The 22,815-nt window shown below is 58.1% G+C and carries 16 protein-coding genes; 6 read left to right on the plus strand and 10 right to left on the minus strand.

Going from position 1 to position 22,815, the window contains the following annotated elements; genetic code table 11:
- Positions 1 to 49: 49 nt before the first annotated feature.
- Complete coding sequence (locus H598_RS0119940) at positions 50 to 916, plus strand: LysR family transcriptional regulator (protein ID WP_028114582.1); 867 nt, start codon at positions 50 to 52, stop codon at positions 914 to 916.
- 326 nt (positions 917 to 1,242) lie between these two features.
- Here the strand turns inward: H598_RS0119940 and H598_RS0119945 are convergent, their stop codons facing one another.
- The 4 genes from H598_RS0119945 to ardA all read right to left on the minus strand — a co-directional run bounded on the left by H598_RS0119945 (position 1,243) and on the right by ardA (position 5,906).
- Entirely contained in the window at positions 1,243 to 2,361 is a 1,119-nt protein-coding gene (locus H598_RS0119945; protein WP_028114583.1) for a hypothetical protein, read from the minus strand.
- 199 nt (positions 2,362 to 2,560) lie between these two features.
- The gene (gene dddY, locus H598_RS0119950; RefSeq protein WP_028114584.1) at positions 2,561 to 3,817 is read right to left on the minus strand and encodes a dimethylsulfoniopropionate lyase DddY; all 1,257 of its coding nucleotides are present in this window, start codon (positions 3,815 to 3,817) and stop codon (positions 2,561 to 2,563) included.
- A gap of 146 nt (positions 3,818 to 3,963) precedes the next feature.
- Positions 3,964 to 4,359 carry a cytochrome c3 family protein gene (locus H598_RS25085; RefSeq protein ID WP_371878139.1) on the minus strand — a complete coding sequence of 132 codons (396 nt, stop codon included), beginning with the start codon at positions 4,357 to 4,359 and terminating at the stop codon, positions 3,964 to 3,966.
- Between the two features lie 29 nt (positions 4,360 to 4,388).
- The gene (gene ardA, locus H598_RS0119960) at positions 4,389 to 5,906 is read right to left on the minus strand and encodes an acrylate reductase flavoprotein subunit ArdA (RefSeq protein ID WP_028114585.1); all 1,518 of its coding nucleotides are present in this window, start codon (positions 5,904 to 5,906) and stop codon (positions 4,389 to 4,391) included.
- A 268-nt stretch (positions 5,907 to 6,174) separates the two neighbouring features.
- Between ardA and H598_RS0119965 the strand changes: the two genes are divergently transcribed.
- Positions 6,175 to 7,101 carry a LysR family transcriptional regulator gene (locus tag H598_RS0119965; RefSeq protein ID WP_028114586.1) on the plus strand — a complete coding sequence of 309 codons (927 nt, stop codon included), beginning with the start codon at positions 6,175 to 6,177 and terminating at the stop codon, positions 7,099 to 7,101.
- A gap of 95 nt (positions 7,102 to 7,196) precedes the next feature.
- Here H598_RS0119965 and acuI read toward each other — a convergent pair whose 3' ends face one another.
- Entirely contained in the window at positions 7,197 to 8,177 is a 981-nt protein-coding gene (acuI, locus tag H598_RS0119970) for an acrylyl-CoA reductase (NADPH) (RefSeq protein WP_028114587.1), read from the minus strand.
- 548 nt (positions 8,178 to 8,725) lie between these two features.
- Here acuI and H598_RS0119975 point away from each other — a divergent pair.
- Positions 8,726 to 9,826, plus strand: a complete 1,101-nt coding sequence (locus H598_RS0119975) for an NHL repeat-containing protein (protein WP_028114588.1) — start codon at positions 8,726 to 8,728, stop codon at positions 9,824 to 9,826.
- 39 nt (positions 9,827 to 9,865) lie between these two features.
- Here H598_RS0119975 and H598_RS0119980 read toward each other — a convergent pair whose 3' ends face one another.
- Positions 9,866 to 11,704, minus strand: coding sequence for a DUF885 domain-containing protein (locus H598_RS0119980; RefSeq protein WP_245595629.1), 1,839 nt, complete (start codon positions 11,702 to 11,704; stop codon positions 9,866 to 9,868).
- Between the two features lie 134 nt (positions 11,705 to 11,838).
- Positions 11,839 to 13,605 carry an alkaline phosphatase D family protein gene (locus tag H598_RS0119985; RefSeq protein WP_028114590.1) on the minus strand — a complete coding sequence of 589 codons (1,767 nt, stop codon included), beginning with the start codon at positions 13,603 to 13,605 and terminating at the stop codon, positions 11,839 to 11,841.
- Between the two features lie 370 nt (positions 13,606 to 13,975).
- On the opposite strand from H598_RS0119985, the gene H598_RS0119990 reads away from it, so the two are divergent.
- Genes H598_RS0119990 through H598_RS25090 form a run of 3 tightly spaced genes read left to right on the plus strand, consistent with a single transcriptional unit; the run spans position 13,976 to position 19,745 of the window.
- Positions 13,976 to 15,202 (plus strand): efflux RND transporter periplasmic adaptor subunit, encoded by a 1,227-nt coding sequence (locus H598_RS0119990; RefSeq protein ID WP_051252907.1) that lies wholly within the window; start codon positions 13,976 to 13,978, stop codon positions 15,200 to 15,202.
- A complete protein-coding gene (locus H598_RS0119995; protein ID WP_028114592.1) occupies positions 15,202 to 18,336 on the plus strand; it encodes an efflux RND transporter permease subunit in 3,135 nt (1,044 codons plus the stop codon). Before H598_RS0119990 ends, H598_RS0119995 begins: the two co-directional genes overlap by 1 nt.
- Complete coding sequence (locus H598_RS25090; protein WP_035416323.1) at positions 18,333 to 19,745, plus strand: efflux transporter outer membrane subunit; 1,413 nt, start codon at positions 18,333 to 18,335, stop codon at positions 19,743 to 19,745. Before H598_RS0119995 ends, H598_RS25090 begins: the two co-directional genes overlap by 4 nt.
- A 1-nt stretch (position 19,746) precedes the next feature.
- On the opposite strand, the gene H598_RS0120005 is transcribed toward H598_RS25090, so the two are convergent.
- The 3 genes from H598_RS0120005 to H598_RS0120015 form a co-directional block, all read right to left on the minus strand.
- The gene (locus H598_RS0120005) at positions 19,747 to 20,952 is read right to left on the minus strand and encodes an MFS transporter (RefSeq protein WP_028114593.1); all 1,206 of its coding nucleotides are present in this window, start codon (positions 20,950 to 20,952) and stop codon (positions 19,747 to 19,749) included.
- A 60-nt stretch (positions 20,953 to 21,012) separates the two neighbouring features.
- The gene (locus tag H598_RS25095) at positions 21,013 to 21,240 is read right to left on the minus strand and encodes a hypothetical protein (RefSeq protein WP_035416324.1); all 228 of its coding nucleotides are present in this window, start codon (positions 21,238 to 21,240) and stop codon (positions 21,013 to 21,015) included.
- Positions 21,241 to 21,354: 114 nt separating this feature from the next.
- A complete protein-coding gene (locus H598_RS0120015) occupies positions 21,355 to 22,476 on the minus strand; it encodes an endonuclease/exonuclease/phosphatase family protein (protein ID WP_035416326.1) in 1,122 nt (373 codons plus the stop codon).
- Positions 22,477 to 22,815: the final 339 nt, after the last annotated feature.

Below are 22,815 nucleotides of genomic sequence, written 5' to 3' on the forward strand. Positions count from 1 at the left end.
ACCTAATATTGAGTAATACTTGGGGCATCATTTGCAAAGCGAATACACCATGCTCAAAGTCGAACTTTTAGAGAGTTTCATCGCCGTCGCCGAAACCGGCAATATGTCAAAAGCGGCAGATCGCGTTTGTCGTACCCAGTCCGCGCTGAGCTTGCAGATCAAAAAGTTGGAAGAGAGCGTCGGTCAGTCCCTGTTGGAGCGCGACAACCGCGGCACCACCCTGACCGAAGCCGGTGAAAAGCTGCTCAACTACGCCTACAAGATGGTGCAGTTGAACTCTCAGGCTCTGGATGACCTCAAGGACACCGATACCAAGCAGATCATTCGCCTGGGGGTGCCAACGGATTACGTTAAGTGGTACCTGGAAAGTGGCCTGATTGAATTCATTCGCGAATTCACCAACCTGGCGCTGGTAATCGATACCGACGTCAGCGGTAACCTGTTTAAGCGCCTGCAAAACGGCGAGTTCGATGCCATCATCGCCACCCACTGGCATCCACAGCCTCACGGCGACCTGCTGTTTGAACGCCGCTTTGTCTGGGCCGCCGCCAAGAACGGCAACGCCCATAACCGCTCGACCGTACCCATGGCGCTGTACCCGGAAAACTGCCCCATTCGCGCCCAGGTGTTTGCTAACCACAACATCTCCATGCGCCCCATCAACGTGCTGCTGTCGACCCCATCGCCTCAAGCACTGTGCATGGCGGTGGAAGACGACCTGGTGATTGCTCCCATCGCCGAGTTTCGAATCAGCGACAAGATGCGAGTGCTGGATGCCGCAGAGCACAAGTTGCCACCACTGCCGATGTTCAACGAGTCGTTCTACATCAACCCGGCGTCGGAAACCAAGGCGCTGGAACAGTTGCGGGCACTGCTGAAGGCCAACATCAGCAAGATGGTCATCGACCCCAGCTAATCGAAGCCATTCGAAAAAAAGCCCCGCAACTGCGGGGCTTTTTCATGTCTGACACTCAAACTCTGCTGAGCGATTCGCTGTTAAGCAGCAGCCCCTACCTTGGCAGGGAGCCTAAAAAAAGTGCGCCGCAACAAGGTTGCGGCGCACGATTCAGGACGGAGTTCGGTGACCCAGGCATCGAACCTAAGGCCAATGCAGGGAGTTTTGATGATGATGAAACCGCACAGCTATTCAGAGGATGCCCCGGTCACCAAACCCCTACCGCCGCTCTCTCCTTCGGCGGTAACCTGTCGGGGACAAGACTGCTGTCCCCTGTGTCTGGCTACTTAGAAGTAGTAGCCAAAGTTAACGTTGATGCGGTTGTCCCAGCCACTGTCGGTCTGAGCCAGGCCAACGTGGTCGTTGACACCGGCGGCGTACATGTTCTCACCGGCAATGAAGTCGATGTAGGTGTACGTCGGGCCAGCGGCGATGGCCATGCCAGTGACGTTCATCAGGCTGTCGTCATAGCTGGAATCGTCGGTGTCCGGCGTCAGCATACCGAAGTCGTTATACACGGTGATGCTGCCCCAGGAGGTAGGGAAGCTCTTCGCCAGGTTAACGCTGTAGATCTGACCCTTGGCGGCCACTTCGTACTGCCAGGCATAGGCGGATACCGCAATCTTGTTGGCATCTTGTGGGCTGTCGGCATCGTACTCGTACTGCATTGCCTGCAGTTGCAGCTTCCAGTCGCCGTACTTGGCATCCATGTGCAGCGCCACTGCGTAGCGATCGCCGTTGTCGCCGGTCTTGCTGTTGTAGATCTGGCCCCACTCCAGTGAACCGCCCAGGGTCGCGCTGCCGCCATCATAGTCCATGATGTACACCTGACGCAGGTTTAGCTGGTTGGTTTCTTCGTTGTTGTACTCGGTGCCGTTCACGGTGCCTTTGTACAAGTCAGTCGAGTAGCGCTCGTTACGAGAGGCACTGTATTCGGCATTCTTAAACAGGCCGATGTCGGTCTTCCAGCTGCCACCGTCGTAGTGGAAGGTGGCGCCCATGTCGTAATCGTCTTCAAAGCCCAGGTAGTAAGGCAGGCCAAACCAGAAGCTGTTGGAGATGTAACCCGGGTTACCAAACGGCACGTTGGTCAGGCCGAAGCGGCCCTGCCACTGCTCGTTAAAATCATAGAAAGCGTAGGCATAACGCAGGCTTTCCCAGCCATCGAAGAAGCGGTATTCCGCCGCCATGCCAATGCCATTGAGCTCACCACTGAATTTCAGCGCCATCATGTCGAACTTGAAGTCGCCCATCTTGTCTTCGGAGGCGTCGCTGTAGCTTTTGTACTGGTAGTTGGCGCGAACGGTACCACCGACATCGATACCGTCTTCAGCCAGTACGGTAAAACTGCCACCGGCCATCAGGGCTGCCACTGCCATGGCCAGAGTGTTTGTGTATTTCATCATTCCTGTCCTTAATTATTTTAAGAATCATTGTTTTTCAGGCGCAACAAAGCCGACTTGCTCACGCAAGCGGATGCTGTTGAGTCTGTGAAAGCCGCGCGGATGCCCAGGGGCGCGGTCCTGTAGTTATGGGGGTGGTGCAGGCATCCAACTCACAAGGGCAACAGCCGCCCCCAACCGGGGGCAGCCATCGGGTGAGTCGTTAGAACTTGGTCTTGGTCAGGTCACAGCGGATCTTCTCGCCGCGCATGGCCGGAGTGTCGGGGTGCTCGGCCGATTCGCACAGGCGGGTGGTGCCGTAGTCGTTGCGCTTATCGTTGGCGTTAGAACGGGCCCACACGGTCACAATCGCCTTCTCTTCTGGCTTGGCGTGACAGTTGGCACCGTTGTAGTTGAACGCGTGGATGGTGTTCTGATGGAAGTAAGCCAGGTCGTCTTTCTTCGGTGAGGTATTGGCCCAGAACCACGCCTCATTCGGCATGCCGGCGTCAATCTCCACCTCACGAATGGTGTCGGTTTCGCTGATGGTTTTCACCAACGGGCTGTCTTCACGAACGGCAAAGTTCTGGAACTCATCGGCACACGCTGGCTCGCGCATGGTGTAGTAGATCTCGGAGATGGCGTGGTTGTGGTACGGGTAGAAGGAGTCGATGCGCTGAGTCACCATGCCCACTTCGGCGCCCACTTTCTCGTTGTTGATCTCATCGATGCGCAGCAGACCCCAGTGACCGAAGACTTCGGCGTAGGCGTAGTTGCCCCGGGTCTTATCGAAGTTGCGCTTGTTGCGCTCGCTGTCTTCGGCATACATCGGGAACCAGCCCACAGAAGCCCACAGGTTCGGCAAGGCATTGGCACTGACGTCAAACGGGAAGGCTGCTGGCAGTTGAATGTCATCACCGGTCACCATCTTGGCAAAGTTCTTAGTGAACGATTTACCAAACTCCTTCACCTCTTTGTCGGTCACCTTCTTGTCGAAGAACTCTTCAAAGGTGGTGCGGTTCAGCCACTGGGCAACCGGAGAGTTTTTCTCCAGCTCGCCACCTGGGCTGTAGATCCAGTTCACATCTTCACGGGCACCGAAGCACTGCTTGGCTTTGTCCGGATTGTTGATCACCGCGTAGATGTGCTTGACCATCAGTTTCATGTCGCGACGGTCCATGATGCACATGTACTGCGGACCTTTCAGGTCGTGAGTGTTGGTCTGATACATGGTCTGATCTGAGTTACGGCAGTTGCCGTCAGTGGTACTCAGTGCCACGGCGTACCCTTCCAGGTACTTCAGAGTTTCCTGCCACAGAATATCAACGTACTTCTGTTCAGATTTAGAATAGGTTGCTGGTTCACCCAGGCATTTAAATTCGGCATTCTGAATTTCTTTTTTATCAAGAAAATCAGGAATGTCTGCTGCAATCGCGCTATTTGCGGCCAACAGGCCAGCCAAAAGAATTGAGGTTTTCATCATCGTGTCATCCAAAAATAAAAGCCCTCTTACTTTAACAACGGTAAGAGGGCTAAATAGTGTCCGGCACCCAAGGAGCGGTGGCGCTTATCGGAAGGGGATGCCCCTAAAGATGCCGGTTAACCCATAAAGTTCAGCAGATATTTTTAGTGCTTATGCTTGTCGAACTTAAAGGTGTGGCAGTCGTTACACAGTGGCTGCTTGGCTTCGTGCTCAGCGTGACACTCGGTGCAAGGCACCTCTTTGCCGTAGTGCAGGTTGTTGTGCGGGTTCTGCCATTCTTCTTCGCCTTTACGGGCGGTTTTCTTAGCCAGTTTGTCCACTTTGTGGCACTTCAGGCAGGTGTCATCAGCAGGACGGTAGCTTGGCGCGTTGGTGCCGTGACACACCTTGCAGTTCTCTTTGTCGTAGAACTTCTGGTGATACGTACGGCCTTCAACCATACCCTGGTCTACCAGGGAAGCGTCTGCCTTGATCTCAGCAGCAACGTTTGTGCTAGCCAGCACAGCAGCAACAGCAGCCAGGGTCATTAACTTTTTCATCATCTATTCCTCTATAAACCGTTGTTGACTCAGGCGCCCATGATGCTGCGTGCAGCGGTCATGCCCATTACCATACACTCTGGAATGGAGCAGCTACCCAGACGGCTGACACCGTGGATACCGCCACACACTTCGCCGGCGGCGTACAGACCTTCGATGCGCTGGCCAGTGAAGCTGTCTTTCACTTCCGCTTTGGTGTTCACCTGAACACCGCCCTGGCAGTAGTGCACTTTTGGCCACAGACGTACCACGGTGAATGGCGCTTTCAGGTACTTACCTTTGGCTTTACCCATGTTCTTGCCGAACTGCTCATCCACACCGGACTTCACGTAGCCGTTGTACTCTTCGATTTGGGCTTTCAGAGGCTTCAGCGGCACGTCGAAGTGCTTCGCCAGCTCTTCCAGAGAGTCAAACTTCCAGCCGACACCGTACTTCAGAACTTTCTTACAGTTCGGGTGCTGGTTGGCGTGCTCGTAGCTGGTGATCATGATGGGTGGCAGGGCCTCACCCTTAGCATCACGACAGGACAGCTCGGCGTCCGCACGGGTCTTACGGTCGGCAATTTCGTTCATGAAACGCTTACCGGTCATGCGGTTTACCGCGATGGAGTGCGGGAAGTTAAAGATGGAGTAGTTAGACACGTAGCCGAAACCACCTTCATCCGGAGACGCCCATGGGCCGGACTGAATGTGAGCCATGTGCACTGGAATCGCGCCCAGACGGAACATTTCGAACATGCCTTCACCGGTCGCGCCCTTGGCGTTGGTGCAGCCTACTTCGGCGGTCAGGGTTGGATCCTGGGCCATACGCAGGTCGATGTTCTGAGCAAAACCACCGGTGGCCATGATCACGCCGCGGGTCGCACGAACGTAGATGCTCTCGCCGGTATCTTCTTCACCGAAGTAGTAGCCCTTCTTCAGCTTCACACCTTCCACTTTGCCCGCTTCATCCAGGATGAAACCGTCAAACTTGGTACGGCTAACCAGGTTTACGCCCACCTTGCGGCACTCACGTACCAGAGGTTGGGTAATGCCGGCACCACAGCTTACCGTGGTCTGGTAAGTACGAGGGACGGAGTGGCCGCCCAGTTGCTGCAGGTAAGGGTGGAACACCGCACCGGCATCCTGAGTCATTCTCAGCGCTTCGTTGGCGTGAGAGGCCACGTGACGCAGCAGCGCCTCGTCGGCGATACCGCGGCCAGACTTCAGCTGGTCGGCAACCATCCGGTCTACGGAATCCTTTACGCCCTTCTCTTTCTGCATCGGCGTGCCCGGTGCGGCAAACAGACCACCGTTAATGGCGGAGTTACCACCGAATACCGGCATCTTTTCAAAGATGGTGACTGACTTACAGCCCTTACGAGCAGATTCGATGCCTGCGGCCAGACCGGCAAAGCCGGAGCCGATGATGGCGATCTCTACTGTCTCATCCCACTTCACACCGTCGGAACTGATGGAGGTAGCCATGGCCGGTGCGGCCATAGCGACACTTGCTGCGCCCAGTCCCTTAATAAAGTTACGGCGTCCTAACAGATCAACATTACTCATCTGGTTCTCACCCTTGTTTAGTTATCTCAGGACAAATCATAAAGATGGAACCAATTCCAAAACGGGATAGTCAGACCCTTATCACGAATTATTTTTTCTGAAGGACAAATATCGGATAAATATCGAATTAGCAGGAAAAACAATGTCAGAAACCTATTATGGAATGGGTTCCAAATCGGGCATGAACGCAAATATTGCAAGAAAGAAAGGATCCTTTTTTCTCTCAGGCTGATATTGTGATCATGTTCAGATTAGCAACGAGCAAATAATGGAATTAGAAGAACTGTATCGCCGAGATCTTAGCCTGTTGATTGCCTTGCAAGTTCTTATCGAAGAGCGCAGCGTCACCCAGGCCGCCAAACGATTGCACTTGAGTCAGTCCGCCACCAGCCGGATTTTATCCCGTTTACGCACCATGCTTGGCGATCCGCTGTTTACTCGAGTCGGTCCCAGCCTGCAGCCCACCGACTTTGCCCTAAGCTGCCAGCAACGGTTGCAGGCCCCCATCGCCGAACTCAGTCATTTATTGGCACCGAGGGAGTTTACTCCAAGCCAATGTCGACAAAAATTTACCATTGCCGTTACCGACTTTGCCATGCAGGCGCTGATGCCATTAATTCTGCCGCGGCTGTATTCACGCGCCCCGGAGATTCAGATTGAAGTCACTCCGGTTCAGCATCAGGAATTGCAAACTCAATTGGGGTTAAAAGGGGTGGATGTGGCCATGTGCCGAGCCATCAGTAATAACACCCAACTGATGCAGAAAGAGATGGGCCAGGTTGGCGTTCGCCCCGTGGTGGCGCCGGATCATCCCCTTGCCAATAAACAGTTGCAGCCCGAAGATTTTCAGCGTTATCCCCTGGCGATCGTCGCCATCAGCGACGGCGTCAAGGCACTACTGGATGAAGCGATGGCCCCCTGGCCCGGGGGGCAAGTGATACTGCGCACCCCCAGCCTGGATAATGCCCTGACACTGATGGGCTTCAAGCAGATGATTTTGATCCTGCCATCCGGCCTGGCCGAACAGGTCGCCCAACAACATGAGCTTAGGGTGAAAACCCTGCCGTTTCCCCTGCCCCGTATCGATTACCACCTGTTTTGGCATTCGAGAATCGATCACGACTCGGCGCAGCAATGGCTGCGGGAGGAGATCATCGCCGCCACCGCACCGGTACTCAGCGGCACTCTGGCTTGATGGCCCGCGGCCACTGAACGAGCATTGAAGATGATAAACAAAAAAATCCGCCATCAGGGCGGATTTTTTGATCGCGATACACCGAGTAACGGCGATTACAGGGCGACAATCACCCGGCCAGTCACCTGACCTTTGACGATCTCGCTGGCATACTCAGGCACCTGAGCCAGGCTGATGGTCTGACACGCCTGCTGATAGAAGCTCTGTGGCAGAATCTTCAGCGCTTGTTCCCAGGCCTGCTGGCGCTTATCGAACGGACAGGCCACAGAATCTACGCCTTGCAGACGTACGCCACGCAAAATGAACGGCATCACCGTGGTCGGCAGGGCAAAGCCGCCGGCCAGACCGCAGATGGCGGCGGTACCACCGTAGTTCATCTGTGCCAGGGCCGTCGCCAGCACCTGATTACCGACGGTATCGACGATGCCGGCCCAGCGCTGACGCTCCAGTGGCCGAGACTTGTCTTCCAACTCTTCCCGCGCCAGCAGATCCGACGCACCTAAACTGCGCAGCAAGTCGCCATTTTCCTCGATGCGGCCGGTGGATGCGACGACCTTGTAGCCCAGTTCGGCCAGCAGGGTAACGGCCACAGAGCCAACACCACCACTGGCACCGGTAACCAGAATCTCACCGTCTTGAGGCCGCACGCCGCCCTGTTGCAGGGCCTGCACACACAACATGGCCGTCAGACCGGCGGTACCGATCATCATCGCCTTGTGCTCATCACAGCCAGCAGGCATAGGCACCAACCAGTCGGCTTTGACCCGAGCACGTTCGGCCATGCCGCCCCAGTGGTTTTCACCCACGCCCCAACCGGTCAAAATCACTTTATCACCGGCTTGATAGCGATCGTCTGAAGACTCCAGCACAGTGCCGGCAAAGTCGATGCCAGGAACCATGGGGAACTCACGAATGATCTTACCGGTGCCGGTGATCGCCAGACCGTCTTTGTAGTTCAGCGACGAGGCACTGACGCTGACCAGCACCTCACCCTCGGGCAGGTCACTGTCCTGAAGCTTGCCCAGTTGAGCCTGAGTGGTTTTGCCCTCTTGGGTCAATAACAGCGCATTAAACATGTTAGTTTCCTATGGATGTGTGGATAAAGGCCGGCCCACTCCATGCTTCCGCTCACAGAAACAGGCCGTTCCCCGTTGGCGCCCACGCCAACGGCAATAGGCGAACGCACGATGACCCAAGCATATGTCAGAAAAGCCACCAGAAACATTGATTTCACTGCATATCCAACATGCACATAACGCCCGATCACCAAGATGTGATCTCGAATCTCATGCATACCCGTCGATCAGGATCCAGCTCACACCGACTGGTGAAAACTCGCCAAAATACAAAATTAGTTTCAACCAATAAGTTCACTGTAGCCATGAAAAGCCACCAAAAATATGGATAGTGAAAACAGCAATGACAGATTTGGTTAAAACTTTTGATCAAAATCAGGGTTTGAGATGGTCAAGAAGCGTACGCTTTAAATACGGAAAGGGCACCGTCCATTGCGAGCCAGGCGGAACGCCGGTGCAACGACCGTGATAACAACATTCATCTCACGTCATGATTCGCCAGCCATTGTCCCTGCGATGGCTGGTTTTTTTTCAATGAGGCTAGGAAGATGCGATCTGAACACAGAAAAACCACGCCGTTTGCCCATTTTTTATTGTGGTGCGCCATCAGTTTCGGCGCCCTGATCTCCGCCACTCTGGCTGCTGGCAGCAATGACTACACCACCTACAGCGATTTCTGCGCGGGATACGGCAACCTCTATACCGTCGGCGGTGTTGGCAAAATTCGGGACAAATACGCCAACGGTTGGCGGCCTCAGTTTGAAGCGGCGCCCGCCACCCGGGCCGAGCTTTCCCGGCCTCACCACGCCATCGCCGACGCCAGAGGCAATATCATGGTGGTGGACAAAGACGCCCATGCCATTCGCAAGATCAGCGCCGATGGCCGCATTTTCACGGTTGCCGGCACTGGCGAAGCCGGCGACGACGGCAACCAACCCGGCCCGGCCACAGAGCGACGACTCAATGGCCCCAATGGCCTGTGGGTCTACCCCGATGGCACCACCTTCATCCTCGACACCGGCAACGGCAAGGTTCGCAAGCTAAGCCGCAGTGGCGAACTCTCGACCCTGTTCACCGATCCCGATGGCATTCAGACCGGTCGCGGTCTCTGGGTGAACCGGGATGCGTCTCTGGTGTACTACAGCTCGGGCAAGCTGTTGAAACAATGGACACCAGAACACGGGATTAAAGTGGTGGCGGACGGCTTCAAACAACTGGCCAACCTGGCGGTGAACGGCCAGGGCCAGCTCTATGTCACCGACCGCCAGGCCCACCGAGTCTATCGAATCTCCGCCGATGGCAGTAAACAGGTGGTGGCCGGAAACGGGCGAATCAATGGCGGTGGCGATGGCTTTAAGGCCACTCAGACCGGACTGTATCAGGTACGCGGTATCTGGTTTCACCCCAACGGCGGCTACTTTCTGGCCACTCATAAGGGCGGACAGGTGTGGTTTGTCGACCCGTCCGGGTTCATCCACCTGTTTGTAGATGGCGGCCGCGACCATCAGCATGGCGGCGACGGCCGGCCGTTTAATCAACCGGGAGAGAAAATCAGCGAACCCCGGGCCATCTCGCTGGATAATCTGGGCAACCTGCTGATCACCGAAAGCGACTACGGTTTCATTCGCGTGGTGACCCGCCTCAAATAACAACGGGGCCATGGGGCCCCGTGTCATTGTTGGCAGCGATTAGCCGGCCTTGGCCAGGCTCTGGGTGGTGGCGATGTACTCATCCACCACCTGCTCCAGAATGCTCAACGGCAAGGCGCCGTTTTTCAATACCGCATCATGAAATGCCGCCAGTTCAAACTGCTCACCGAGGGCCTGCCTGGCCTTTTCTCTCAGTGCCAGTATCTTCATCATACCGACCTTGTAGGACGTGGCCTGCCCCGGCATGACGATGTAGCGCTCAATCTCCGCCACTACGTCGGAATTGGCCATGCCGGTGTTGGCCTGCATGTAATCGATGGCACGCTCTCGGCTCCAACGCTTGGCATGGATGCCGGTGTCCACCACCAGGCGGACAGCGCGGAACAGCTCCGCCTGCAAACGGCCCAGGTTGTCCAGCGGATCCTGTTGGAACCCCAACTCCCAGGCCACCTGCTCCGCGTACAGGGCCCAGCCCTCGACGTAGGCGGTAAACGGCGACATGCGGCGGAAAAACGGCAGGCCTTCCAACTCCATGGCCACCGCAATCTGAAAGTGGTGACCGGGAATCCCTTCGTGATACGCCAGGGTACGCATGCTGTACTTGGGGGTTGCCTTGATGTCATACAGGTTGGCAAAGAAGCGGCCCGGACGAGCGCCATCCAGTGACGGTTGCTCGTAATAGGCGCCAGGGGAAGTCTTCTCTTTAAACTCAGGAATTCGAACGACCTCCATGCCGGCCCGGGGGCGAATGTTAAACGCCCCATCCAGCCCGGCATTGATCTCATCCAGAATGCGCTGATACTCAGCCAGGATCTGCTGTCGCCCCGCATCACTGTCTTCGAAATAGAAACGGGGATCGGCGGCCAGGGTATCGATGGCCGCGGTAAAGCCAGCGTCGGTGTCGATGCCCTGGCCGGCCAGAATACTCAACATCTGTGCCTGAATGCGGTCCACTTCCGCCAGCCCCAGCCGATGAATCTCATCGGCGCTGTAATCGGTGCTGGTGAACAACTGCAGCGACGCCGCATAGGCCTGGTCGCCATCGGGCAGGTGCCAGAAGCCGTCGTCATTGCCAGCTTTGGGTTTGAGCGCCACAAAGTAGTCGATGAACACCTGATAAGCCGGATGCACGTAGTCACGAATGTTGGCGGCGGCGGCCGCCAGCAACCGCTGCTTCTCATTTGGCTCCAGCTCCTCCAGCGCAGACAGGCGCTCATCCAGCGAGGTATAAAGGATGTTATCGGTGACCGGCGTAGCCACAAAATCATTCATCTCCTCCAACACCCGCTCGATCACGAACCGGGGAGGAATGATGCCCTTCTGTTCACGGAGCTTAAGCCCCTGCAGGTTCTGCTGGAATTTGCGTTCCACTTTCTGCAACCGCAACAGATAAAACTCGGCGTCCTCGACGCTGGTGATCGGGTGCTTAGCCTGCATAAAGCTGGGGTAGCCGTTCTGAATACCAAACAGCTGGTTCACCGGGTAGTTGTGATAGCGAAATTGCTGCGATTGCTCCATGAAATTCAGCAGATACAGCGCCACATCTTTAGACAGCCGCTCATCCTCGTTGAGATCGGCATCGTCGTAGCTCAGCAACACCTCCCTGGCCGCCAGCAGCTCATTGAGCATCTGGTCCCCTTTCTCGGGGCTGTCATCGTCCAGTTCGGCGTTATGACCATTGATGCCCACCGACTCCAAAAATCCCAGCGACGTTAGGGTTTCCGGGCTGTCAAAGGCCATCTTAATCAGCGTTCGATCCAGAAACGCCCGCAGCATCACCGGCTTGTCGGCGTACCATTCGTGCGCGGCAAAGCCGCCAGCCACTACCACCAGCGACAGCACCCCAATCCCCAGGCGCTTCAAAACGGTCTTAATCATGATCATCCCTTATCAAACATAAACCAAGTCACTCCTTAGCCGCATGAAGCTACCATTGACCGTAGCCGATTAACATTCCAATAACGTTTCAAGCTGTTGCAGCCGCCTGGCTCCGGCTCAGGCGGCACCGGAATTTACACCGATTGGCGGAAAATCCATGGAAAGCCGCTGTATTTGCGGTGACGGGCCAGAGTGGTGCGGGCACCCTCTCGGTGGTTCTTGTCGACGCAGTATGCGGTCCACTCGCAATGACTGCGCTGAAACTCGATGGTCGAGTAGCCGTGATCCTTGCTGTTAAACAGCTTCATGTGCGGGTTATTGATGATCATCGCCGCTTCCGACAAGGCATCGACAATGTCGGCCCGCTTCAGCTCCCGGTTCAACAAGTTGGCCAGACCATCGACAATGCCGGCGGAGGTCACCGACGGGGTCATGAACTCCACTCCGACCAGATTGCTGCTGCGCAGATTCAGTGACTTACTGTAATCGAGCTTCACATAGGAACTGATGTAGCTGTGCAGATCACCGGTGAGTACCACGAAGTTATCGACGTCGGCGCCTTTCACCGCTTCGACGATCTGCTGCCGCTCCGCTTGATAACCGTCCCAGGCATCCACGTTGATCAGCGCCAACGGCTTGCCCAGCAACGTGGCCGCCATCCGTCCCATGTAGGTCTGATTACCCATCACCTTCCAGCGAGTGTCGTTGGCGGTCAGGCCGTCGATGAGCCAGCGCTTCTGAGTCTGTCCCAGCATGGTGCGATCGGCGTTGTCCATGTTGGTGCAGCCCAGCGGCACATAACGCTGCAGCGCATCCCCTTCCCCGCAGGGATGAGGGCTTCGGTAGCTGCGACTGTCGGTCATGTACAGGCTGAGCAGATCACCAAAATAGAACTCCCGGTAGATGCGGCTGTACTGGTGAGGATGACTCGCCTCAGGGTTAACGCTGACCCGGGTCGGCGTGTATTCCAGCCAGGCTCGTTGCGAGTCCAGCTTCAGCTGAGTCAGCCGTGCCGGATCATTGCCGTACTGCTCATCGGTGCTATAGGGGTGATCCGGCACCCCCAGGGTATCGCGGTCGTAATCCCAGTAGGCATCGTTGGCGGTTTCGTGATCGTCGGTGGCGATGATCCAGGTGTGGTTCTCCATCGCCCGCTGCAACGAACGGTCGCTGCGGTAGCTCTGGTACAGGTGACGGTAGTCATTGAGATCCATGGCCACCACACCGCCACTGGGCAGTTGAATCAGGCGGTCTTCAAACGGCAATTCCTGAAACCTGGGGTCACCGACACTTTCGTAGATGAAATCTCCCAGATGCACCACAAAGTCCAGGCTGTCATCATCGGCGACATGATCCAGAGCGCCGTAGTAGCCATTGGTGTAATCCTGGCAGGTCAGCACCGCCAGCTTAACCGCGTCACTGTCCACCCCTCGAGGAGCGCTGGTACGACAGCGGCCCAGTCGACTGCTGACTCCGGCATACACAAAGCGGTAGTAATACGCCCGCTCGGCCGACAAATAGCCCTGAAGATCCACCTTCAGGGTGTAGTCGCCTTCGGGGCCGAACTCAGCGGCATCCACCTCCAGCACCAACGTCAGGCTGGTCATGGCGGCATCTTCATACACCTCCACCAGCGCCGAATCACCAGGCTGATACCGGCTCGGTTCGATACGGGTCCACAGCATCACACCGCTGTCGCAAGGGTCACCCGAGGCCACCGAGAGGGGAAACACCGAGGCGGCGGCTTCGACATCGATACTGCGATTGTCCGGCTGAGGTGGCCGCTGTGCCGGCTGGCTGAACAGCGAGAAGGCATGGGCACTGTGATGACGTACCGCAAAACTGGCCGCGACTGCGCCGCCACCGAGGGTCATAAACTGTCGACGATTGAGATTCTTCACTTTTCCATCCTTAGTTATTGAAAAATCACGCCGAAGCTAGACTGGCCCGATGACAAACAGATAACGGTTTTATGACCGCCAGGGGCAAACAGGCCTTGAGGGCAAAGTAAACCGACAACCGCTGACAGCGGCATAGGGAATTCGCCCGTCACGCTGGCCGCCACGGCCAGTCAGCCATTGAATTCGAAGGCCGTTAAGCTCTACACTACGGCTATAACTTACTCATATCGATTACTTTTGTGCCCGCAGGATGCGGCAGAAAACACCGAGCACTTGCCTCGGTAACCCGCCAGATTCTGTGTGTACACGGCTCGGTACGGATCACCGAGGCGGACGCCCTTGACGTTCGCCGCCACTGCGGATAACGACCATGCTTCACACAGCGCGTACCCCCCTGCTCTGCGGCCTCGCCGCCAGCCTGCTATTGCTGGGAGGCTGTAAACAGCCGCCCATGGAACTGACTCCCAAACTGGTGGTGGTAGAGAAGGTCGGCACCGCTACCGTGCCGCTGTACGGCAACTACGTCGGCGTGACCCGCGCCTCGCTGGATGTCGAAGTGCGCGCCCGCATCGACGGTTTTGTCGAAGACAAGACCTTTGTGGAGGGCAGCGCGGTGGAGACCGGCGAGCTGCTGTACCAGATCGACAACAAGCCCTACGTTGCGGTGGTGAACCGGCTGAAGGCCAAGTTGGAGTCGCAGCAGGCGGCATTGGAAAAAGCCCAGCGCGATGTGAAGCGACTGCAACCGCTGTACGAGCAGGACGCCGCCAGTCAGCTCGATTTCGACAACGCCCTGTCGATTCTGGCCCAGGCCAAGTCCAACCGCGCAGCCAGTCAGGCAGAGTTGGAAGAAGCCGAATTGGAACTGAGCTACACCGACATCAAGGCACCCATCAACGGCCTGGTCAGCCGCTCCGAAGTGGACATCGGCGCCCTGGTGGGCAGCAAGGGGCAATCGCTGCTGACCCGGGTTAAGCAGGTGGACCCCATCTACGTCAGCTTTAACATGTCGGCACTGGACTACCTCAATGCCCGCCGCCGCATGACCAGCAGCAGCGCCAAAATCGAGGCGGAAACCGAGGGCAAGGCGGTCGAAGGCTTTGTGCAGATCACCCTACCGGACAACAGCCAATACCGTTACTGGGGTGATGTCAGCTTTACCGACCCTTCGGTCAACCCGGAAACCGGCACCTTTGAGGTACGGGCGGTACTGCCCAATCCAGATCGGGAACTGCTGCCAGGCCAATACACCAACGTGCGCATCAAGCTGTCTGAGATCGACAACGCCATCGTCATTCCCCAGAAAGCCACCCGGGTCGATCAGGGCGGCGTCTACGTGATGGTGGTGCTGGACGACAACAGCGTCGAGCGTCGTTTTATCGTCATCGAGCATCAAGGCAAGGAAGGTGTGGTGGTCAAAAGCGGCCTGCGCGCCGGCGAACTGGTGATTGTCGAAGGAATGCACCGGGTCAGCCACGGCCAGCTGGCGCAGCCGTTAACCGCCGAGGAGTACAAGGCCCGCGAGGACGCCAAGGAGAAAGCGGACGCCCTGGAGCAGCAGAAGATTGAGCAGCAGCAGGAACAGGAGCAAGAGTAATGGCCCAGTTCTTCGTCAATCGACCGGTCTTCGCCAGCGTCATCTCCATCGTCATCGTGCTGCTGGGGCTGATCGCCATGTTTCAACTGCCCATCGATCAGTACCCCTACATCACCCCGCCACAGGTGAAGATCTCCGCCTCCTACCCCGGAGCCAGCTCCACCACCGCCGCCGAATCGGTGGCGACGCCGTTGGAGCAGGAGGTCAACGGGGTGCCCAACATGATCTACATGAACTCCAAGAGCACCAACTCCGGCAGCACCAACGTCACCATCACCTTTGATGTCGGCACCAACCCGGATCTGGCGGCGGTGGACGTTCAAAACGCCACCCAACAGGCCTCGGGCAGTCTGCCCATCGATGTCCAGACCGAAGGGGTCTCGGTCTCCAAAGAGGCCTCGGTGGAGCTGCTGAAGCTGGCACTGACCTCCAGCGATGAGCGCTTCGACGAGATCTACCTCAGCAACTACGCCACCATTAACATCGAATCGGCGCTGCGACGGATTCCCGGCGTCGGCCGCACCCGCAACACCGGCTCTCGCAGTTACTCGATGCGAGTGTGGCTGAAACCGGACCAGATGGCCGGCCATGGCCTCACCACCAGCGACGTCATCAGCGCCATCAAGGCGCAGAATAAAGAGAGCCCCGCCGGCACCATTGGCACCCAGCCCAATGTGGACGATCTTAGCCTGACCCTGCCCATCACCGCAGCCGGCCGGCTGTCGAGCGTGCAGCAGTTTAAAGAGGTGATCGTCCGCGCCAACAGTGACGGCTCGTTGATTCGGCTGCGGGACATCGCCCGCATCGAGCTGGGCTCCTCGGCCTACACCCTGCAGTCGCAGCTCAATGGCCAGAACGCCACCATTTTGCAGGTCTACCTGCTGCCCGGCGCCAACGCCCTGGAGGTCACCCAGAGGGTCAAACAGACCATGGCAGAGCTGGCGCAGAAGTTCCCTCAGGGCATGGACTGGCAGGTGTTCTACGACGCGTCACTGTTTATCGAAGACTCCATCTCCGAGGTGGTGCAGACCCTGATCGAAGCGCTGATCCTGGTGGTGCTGGTGGTGTACCTGTTTCTGCAGAACCTGCGCGCCACCCTGATCCCCGCCATCGCGGTGCCGGTGTCACTGGTGGGCACCCTGGCGGCGATGCTGGCCTTCGGTTTCACCATCAATACCGTTAGCCTGCTGGCGCTGGTGCTGGCCATCGGCATCGTGGTCGACGATGCCATCGTGGTGGTGGAAAACGTCGAGCGGCTGATCAACGAGAAAGGGATGAGCGCCGCCGATGCCACCCGGGCCGCCATGAAAGAGCTGTCCGGCGCCCTGGTGGCCACCAGCCTGGTGCTGGCGGCGGTGTTTGTGCCGGTCTCCTTCCTCGCCGGCATTACCGGCATCATGTACCGGGAGTTTGCGGTGGCCATTACCGTGGCGGTGCTGATCTCCACCGTGGTGGCCCTGACCCTGAGCCCGGCCCTGTGCGCCTTGCTGCTCAAACCCGACAACGGCCAGCGACCGCGTTTTTTCCGCTGGCTCAACCACAAACTGGATGTCAGCACCAACAAGTACGTGGCGCTGGTGGGGCTCACCAACCGCAACGCCGGCCGCAGCTACCTGGTGTTTGCCGCCATGGTGGTGGCGGTGTATATGATCATGACCTCCCTGCCCGCCAGCTTTATGCCCGATGAGGATCAGGGACGGTTTTTCATCGACATGACCCTGCCGGACGGCTCGACGGTAAACCGCACCCAGGAGGTACTGAAAAAAGCCGAGCAACACGTGATGGCCCATTCGGCGGTGGCCTACTCCTTTACCCTGGCGGGCGAGAATCGCCGCTCCGGCTCCAACCAGGCCAACGGCCAGTTCGAAGTGATTCTTAAACCCTGGCCCGAGCGAAAACAAGACGGGGCCACCATCAAGCGGGTAATGCATCAGATTCAACGGGAACTCAACCAGGTGCTGGAGGCGGAGTTCAACCTGTACCTGCCATCGGCGGTCCCCGGGCTGGGCAACGGTGCCGGCGTCGAGATGGAGTTGCAGGACACCTCAGGCACCAACTTCAAGGGGCTGATGGAGAATGCCGGCCAACTGGTGGAACAGCTGAAACAGCAACCGGAAGTGGCCCGGGCGGGTCTGTCGCTGCAGGCGGCCATTCCGCAACTGAAGCTGTCGGTGGATGAAGCCAAGGCGATGGCCATCGGCGTCAACGTCTCCGACATCTATGGCACCATCAAAACCTTTACCGACTCCTCCACCGTCAATGACTTCAACCTGTTTGGTCGGGTCTACCGGGTCAAGATTCAGGCCGAAGACAGCTACCGCCAGTTCCCGAGTCAGATTAAGGACTACTACGTGCGCTCCGCCAGCGGCGCCATGGTGCCCATCGGCGTACTGGCCCATTATGATTACACCGTGGGACCGGCGGCCGTCACTCACTACAACCTGTTCTCCAGTGCCTCCATCAATGTCACCCCGGCACCCGGCTACGCCACAGGTGATGTCATCAAGGCCATCGAGCGGGTGGCCACGCCGATGCTGTCCAATGAGTTTCGCTACGAGTGGACCGGCCTGACCTATCAGGAGGTGCAATCCGCCAACCAGACCAGCATCGCCATCGCCCTGGCCATGGTGTTCGTATTCCTGTTCCTGGCGGCGCTGTACGAAAGCTGGACCATCCCGGTGGCGGTGTTGCTGATCGCCCCCATTGCCATGCTGGGGGCGTCGCTGTCGACCCTGGTCAGTGGCATGGAGAGCAACCTGTTTTTCCAGGTGGCCTTTATCTCCCTCATCGGCATGGCGGCCAAGAACTCGATCCTGATCGTGGAGTTCGCCAACCAATTGCACCAACAGGGTCGCAGCCGTCTCGACGCGGCCATGGAGGCGGCCAACCTGAGGTTCCGGCCGATTTTGATGACCTCGATGGCCTTCATTCTCGGGGTACTGCCACTGGTACTGTCCACCGGACCGGGCGCGGTCAGCCGCCAGTCGATCTCCATTCCCATCCTCGGCGGCATGGTGTTCGCCACCACCATCGGCATCGTGCTGGTGCCACTGTTCTTCGTTACCTGTGCCGGTTGGTTTAAGGGACGAGACAGCAAGGCCCCCTCAACCGCAACGGCGGGAGAACGCTTATGACACACCTGCGCCCCTACAGCCCGCTGCTGTTGGCCTTGATCATGAGTGGTTGCGCCTTGGGGCCTGACTATCAGCGGCCCCAGTTGGACCTGCCGGCTCAGTATCACGACAACACAGATACCGTCAGCACCACTCACCTTGGTCAACAGTCCTGGCGCCAGTATTACCGGGACCCCAACCTGCAGCGGTTAATCGAGCAGGCCCTGGCTCAAAACCTGGATCTGCAGTCCACGGCCTCCAAGTTACGGGCGGCCCGCTCCCAGGTCACGGTCACCGACGCCGCCCTGTACCCCGAGCTCAGCCTCAGCGCCAGCGGAGAACGGTCTGTGGACAGCGGCCTCACCAGTACCGACCCCGACATTGAGGACACCCTGTATCTGGCCGGAGTGGTGTCGTGGGAGCTGGATCTGTGGGGAGCCAATCGCCGCCGCAGTCAGGCCAGTTACGCCAACCTGCTGTCCAGTGAACAGCAGATGGCCCTGGCCACCGTCAGCCTGATCAGTGACGTCGCCAGCCGCTACTACCAGTGGCTGGATGTGGAGCAGCGCTACCGCATCTCTGCCAGCACCGTAGAACTGCGTCTCAAGGAGCTGGAACTGGCACGGCTGCGCCGGGCCAACGGCGTCATATCCGGGCTGGAAGTCAGGCAAGCCGAGGTAGAATACCAGTCGGCGCGGGTGACGCTGCCGCAGCTGGATTTCGAACGCAAGCAGACCGCCAACCAACTGCGGATTCTGCTGGGCAGCTTTGACCAGGCGCTGCAACCGGACACCCGGGTCGACCAGCCGTTTCAACAGCTGCCGGACAACCTGTCGGTGGGCGTGCCCTCCGCCATGCTGACTCAGCGGCCAGACGTACAGGTTGCCGAACAGCAGTTGATTGCGGCCACCGCCAATGTCGGCGTTGCCAAGACCGCGTTCTTCCCTTCGTTCACCATCAGCGGCAGCTATGGCCACGAAAGCGAGCAGCTGGGAGACATTCTCGACAGCCAGGGCGTGACCTGGTCGCTGCTGGGGGGGCTGACGGCACCGCTGTTCAATGCCGGGCGCATCAGCGCCGAGTACGACATCGCCAAGGAGAACGCCGAGCAGGCCTTGCTGGCCTACCGCGCCGTGGTGCTGACCGCCTATTTCGAAGTGAATGACGCCATCAACGCTTACCATCGCTCACAGTTGGCCATTACCGCACAGGAGGAGTTGGTGGCCAGCTCTACCGAGTACGTGCGACTGGCACGGCTGCGCTATACCAATGGCGTCGCCACCTCGTTGGATCTGCTCGATGCCCAGCGTCAGCTGTTCAGTGCCCAACTGGCGCTGTCACAGATCAAACGGGACCGGATGCAGTCGATGGTTAACCTCTACCGGTCACTGGGGGGCGGCGCCGATTCTGCCGCCGCGCAGCAGGGATGACTCAGGCCGGCTGCAGTTGCAGCCGGGGCACGGGGCGGGCGTTGATCGGCAGGTGCAACACCGCCGCCAGCGCCGCCATCACTACCGTGGTCCACCAGATGGGCTGATAGCTGCCGTAATGGTCGAAAATCAATCCACCGACCCAGGCGCCGAGAAAGCTGCCCAGTTGATGGGTAAAAAACACCAGCCCATACAGGGTAGACAGGTAACGGGCACCAAAAATCTGCCGCACCAGTCCCGAGGTCAGCGGCACGGTGCCCAGCCAGCAAAAGCCGATGGCCCCCCCAAATAGCGCTGCGGTGTGCTCGGTCACCGGCAGAGTCACAAAGGCGGCGATCACCCCGGTGCGCATGAGATACAGGCCGCTCATCACATAGCGCTTATCAAAATGATCCCCCAACAGTCCCCAGAAATAGGAACCGAAGATGTTGAAGATGCCGACGTAGGCCAGCGCCATGGCGGCCACCTGCGCCGACAAGCCCTGGTCCGCCAGATAGGCCGGCAGGTGGGTAGCAATGAACATCACATGGAAGCCGCAGACAAAGAACCCCAGGTGGATAAACCAGTAGCCACGGTGAGCAGACGCCTCTTTCAGAGCCTGTTTCAGAGTCTGCTTCGGCAACACTTCGCTGGGCTGTGAAGGACAGGCAGGCTTAACGAAAGAAGCAAACGCAATCATCAAGGTGCAGATCAGGGCAAACAGTTCCATGGTGAAGCGCCAGTCAAACTGGTGCAGCATCGCCTGAGCGCCGGGGATCACCGCAAACATGCCAAAGGAACCGGCGGCGGTGGTCAGGCCAAAGGCCTTGGCGGTATGCTGTGGCGGCACCGCCCGTGCCACCGCCCCCAACACAATCACATAACTGGTGGCACTCAGACCCAAGCCCACCAAGGCCCCCAGCGACACGAACAGCCAGTTGGGTTCGGTAGTCAACGCCGTCATCAGCAAGCCGCTGCCATAGGCGATGGCGCCCAGCGCCATGACCTTGCTGGCCCCATAGCGATCCGCCGCCATCCCCACCAGGGGCTGAAACAGTCCGAACAACAGGTTCTGGACGGCGATGGCCAAAGAAAAGAACTCCCGGCCGGTACCAAAACTCTCCACCATTGGGGTGAGAAAAATGCCAAAGGACTGGCGAATGCCCAGGCTGATGATCAGCACGGCGATGCCCATCCACACCAACAGAGGAAAACGGAAAATACTCAAAACAACTCCAGGGAAATGCAATGGCCATGGCGGCCACCAAGGGCGAGGTAGAACGCGGTCTTATTCGGACATAGGGGAAGGCATTCCCCGATGAAGATGATGATGCGACATCGACTTTGTCTCAGCGTGCTGATGTTCGGAGCCACCGTCGCCGGCATGACAGCCCGAATCCATGGCATGATCGGACAAGGCCGCCAGCAGGCCACTGCTGTGGTGAACGCCATAGAGCACCACGCCCAGCAGCAGGGTCATTCTCAGCAATTGAGCAAACAGGGATTGGGATCGCATCAACACGCTCAATCAAACAAATCGGGCGCCAATGCTACTCCCCATTTAGCAAGGCTACCAGAGCAAACGCAGTTGAAATAAATGCAACAGCGGTATGCGTTTGGTGCATGTCAGTCAGGGGGTCAACACCGCGTCCAGCCATACCAGACGATGATCCGACGACGCCTGGCGGTTGGCCACCAGTCGCTGCAACCGGCTTCGGCGTGTCGGCCAGAACACCCCGGACTGAATCACCCTCCAACCACAACTCGACGGCAACACGTAATCCACCCGGGCCCGCCAGGCGGCAGTATGCTGCGCCCCATAGGGATTATCCGGTGAATGGTCACGGCCACCATCGCTGCCCGGCACCGGGTCGGCCTGAATCCCGGGATGATGCAACAGCTGTTCAATGGCCCCGGGGTGGCTGTCGCCCTCAACAGCCGACGCGTTGTAATCTCCGACAATCACAAAACGACTTGCCGCTGCCAAACCGCCTTTCTGACCCTTGTCGTCCTCCAGGTAAGCGCTTTTTTGCGGGTCAATGTAGTCGGCCCACAGACGAATCTCGTCGTAGTTGCGGGCGGCGTTGCGCTTTTCCGGCCCATGAAACACCGGCGGCGTCGGGTGGGCGGCCAGCAGGTGCAGCGTCTGCTCCCCCACCACGATGGGCACGTCCCAGTGCGACTTGGAGGAGAGCCGCATTCCCAACCGGGTCGCCTCATCGTAAAACGGTCGACCATCCGGATGGGTGACCGGCAAAGCACCCGGCATGCGGTGCCACAGAAACTGACGAAACGTCCTCACCCGTGGGTGATCGATCGGATAGCGGGACAACACCAGCATGCCGTACTGACCCGGGTAGGCACCAAATCCATAGGCGTCCCCCAGCGTCCCCGATGCGACGCCGTCACCGTCGATGTCCAGCGGACTGGGCTCACCGGCATTGACCGGCGCACAGTAATAGTAGGGATAGTCGATGCCCGGCTGCCCTTTCTGGCCCACCTTGAGGTAGTGATGGATGAACGCCTCGGCACCGGCGCCGGGGTCATCGATGTAATCAAACTCATTCAGCAGCAGGATATCCGGACGCACCCGCTGAATGATCTCGGCGATATTGCGAATCTGCGGATGGGCCCCGGAGGCCAGATTCCGGGCCAGCGCCGAGGGATCCAGCGGCCCGCCGTCCACGGCGTAATTACCGGCTTCCATGCTGGCATTAAAGGTCGCGATACGAAGCGTACTGGAGGGAGTCATAGACGAGAGGCAACCTGCTGGCCGGTAAAACCGCCATGGTAGCAAACCCCACTCTGAGATGCCGACATTCCAGCCTGAGTCAGCGCTAACTGACGCCCAAAACTTGCACAAACCCCGCCGGACAGGCGCTCTGTCAGCCAACTGCGTTTTTTCAATTCTCACGGTCTGTTGACGCGTAAAACTTGCACAAACCCCACCGGACAGGCGCTCTGTCAGCCAACAGCGTTTTTTCCACTCTCACGGATTGATGGCGCCCAAAACTTGCACAAACCCTGCTGGACAGGCGCTCTGTCTGCCAACAGCGTTTTTTCCATTCTCACGGCCTGTTGACGCCCAAAA

The sequence above is a fragment of the Ferrimonas kyonanensis DSM 18153 genome, assembly GCF_000425405.1.
In the GTDB taxonomy this organism is placed as follows: Bacteria; Pseudomonadota; Gammaproteobacteria; order Enterobacterales; family Shewanellaceae; genus Ferrimonas; species Ferrimonas kyonanensis.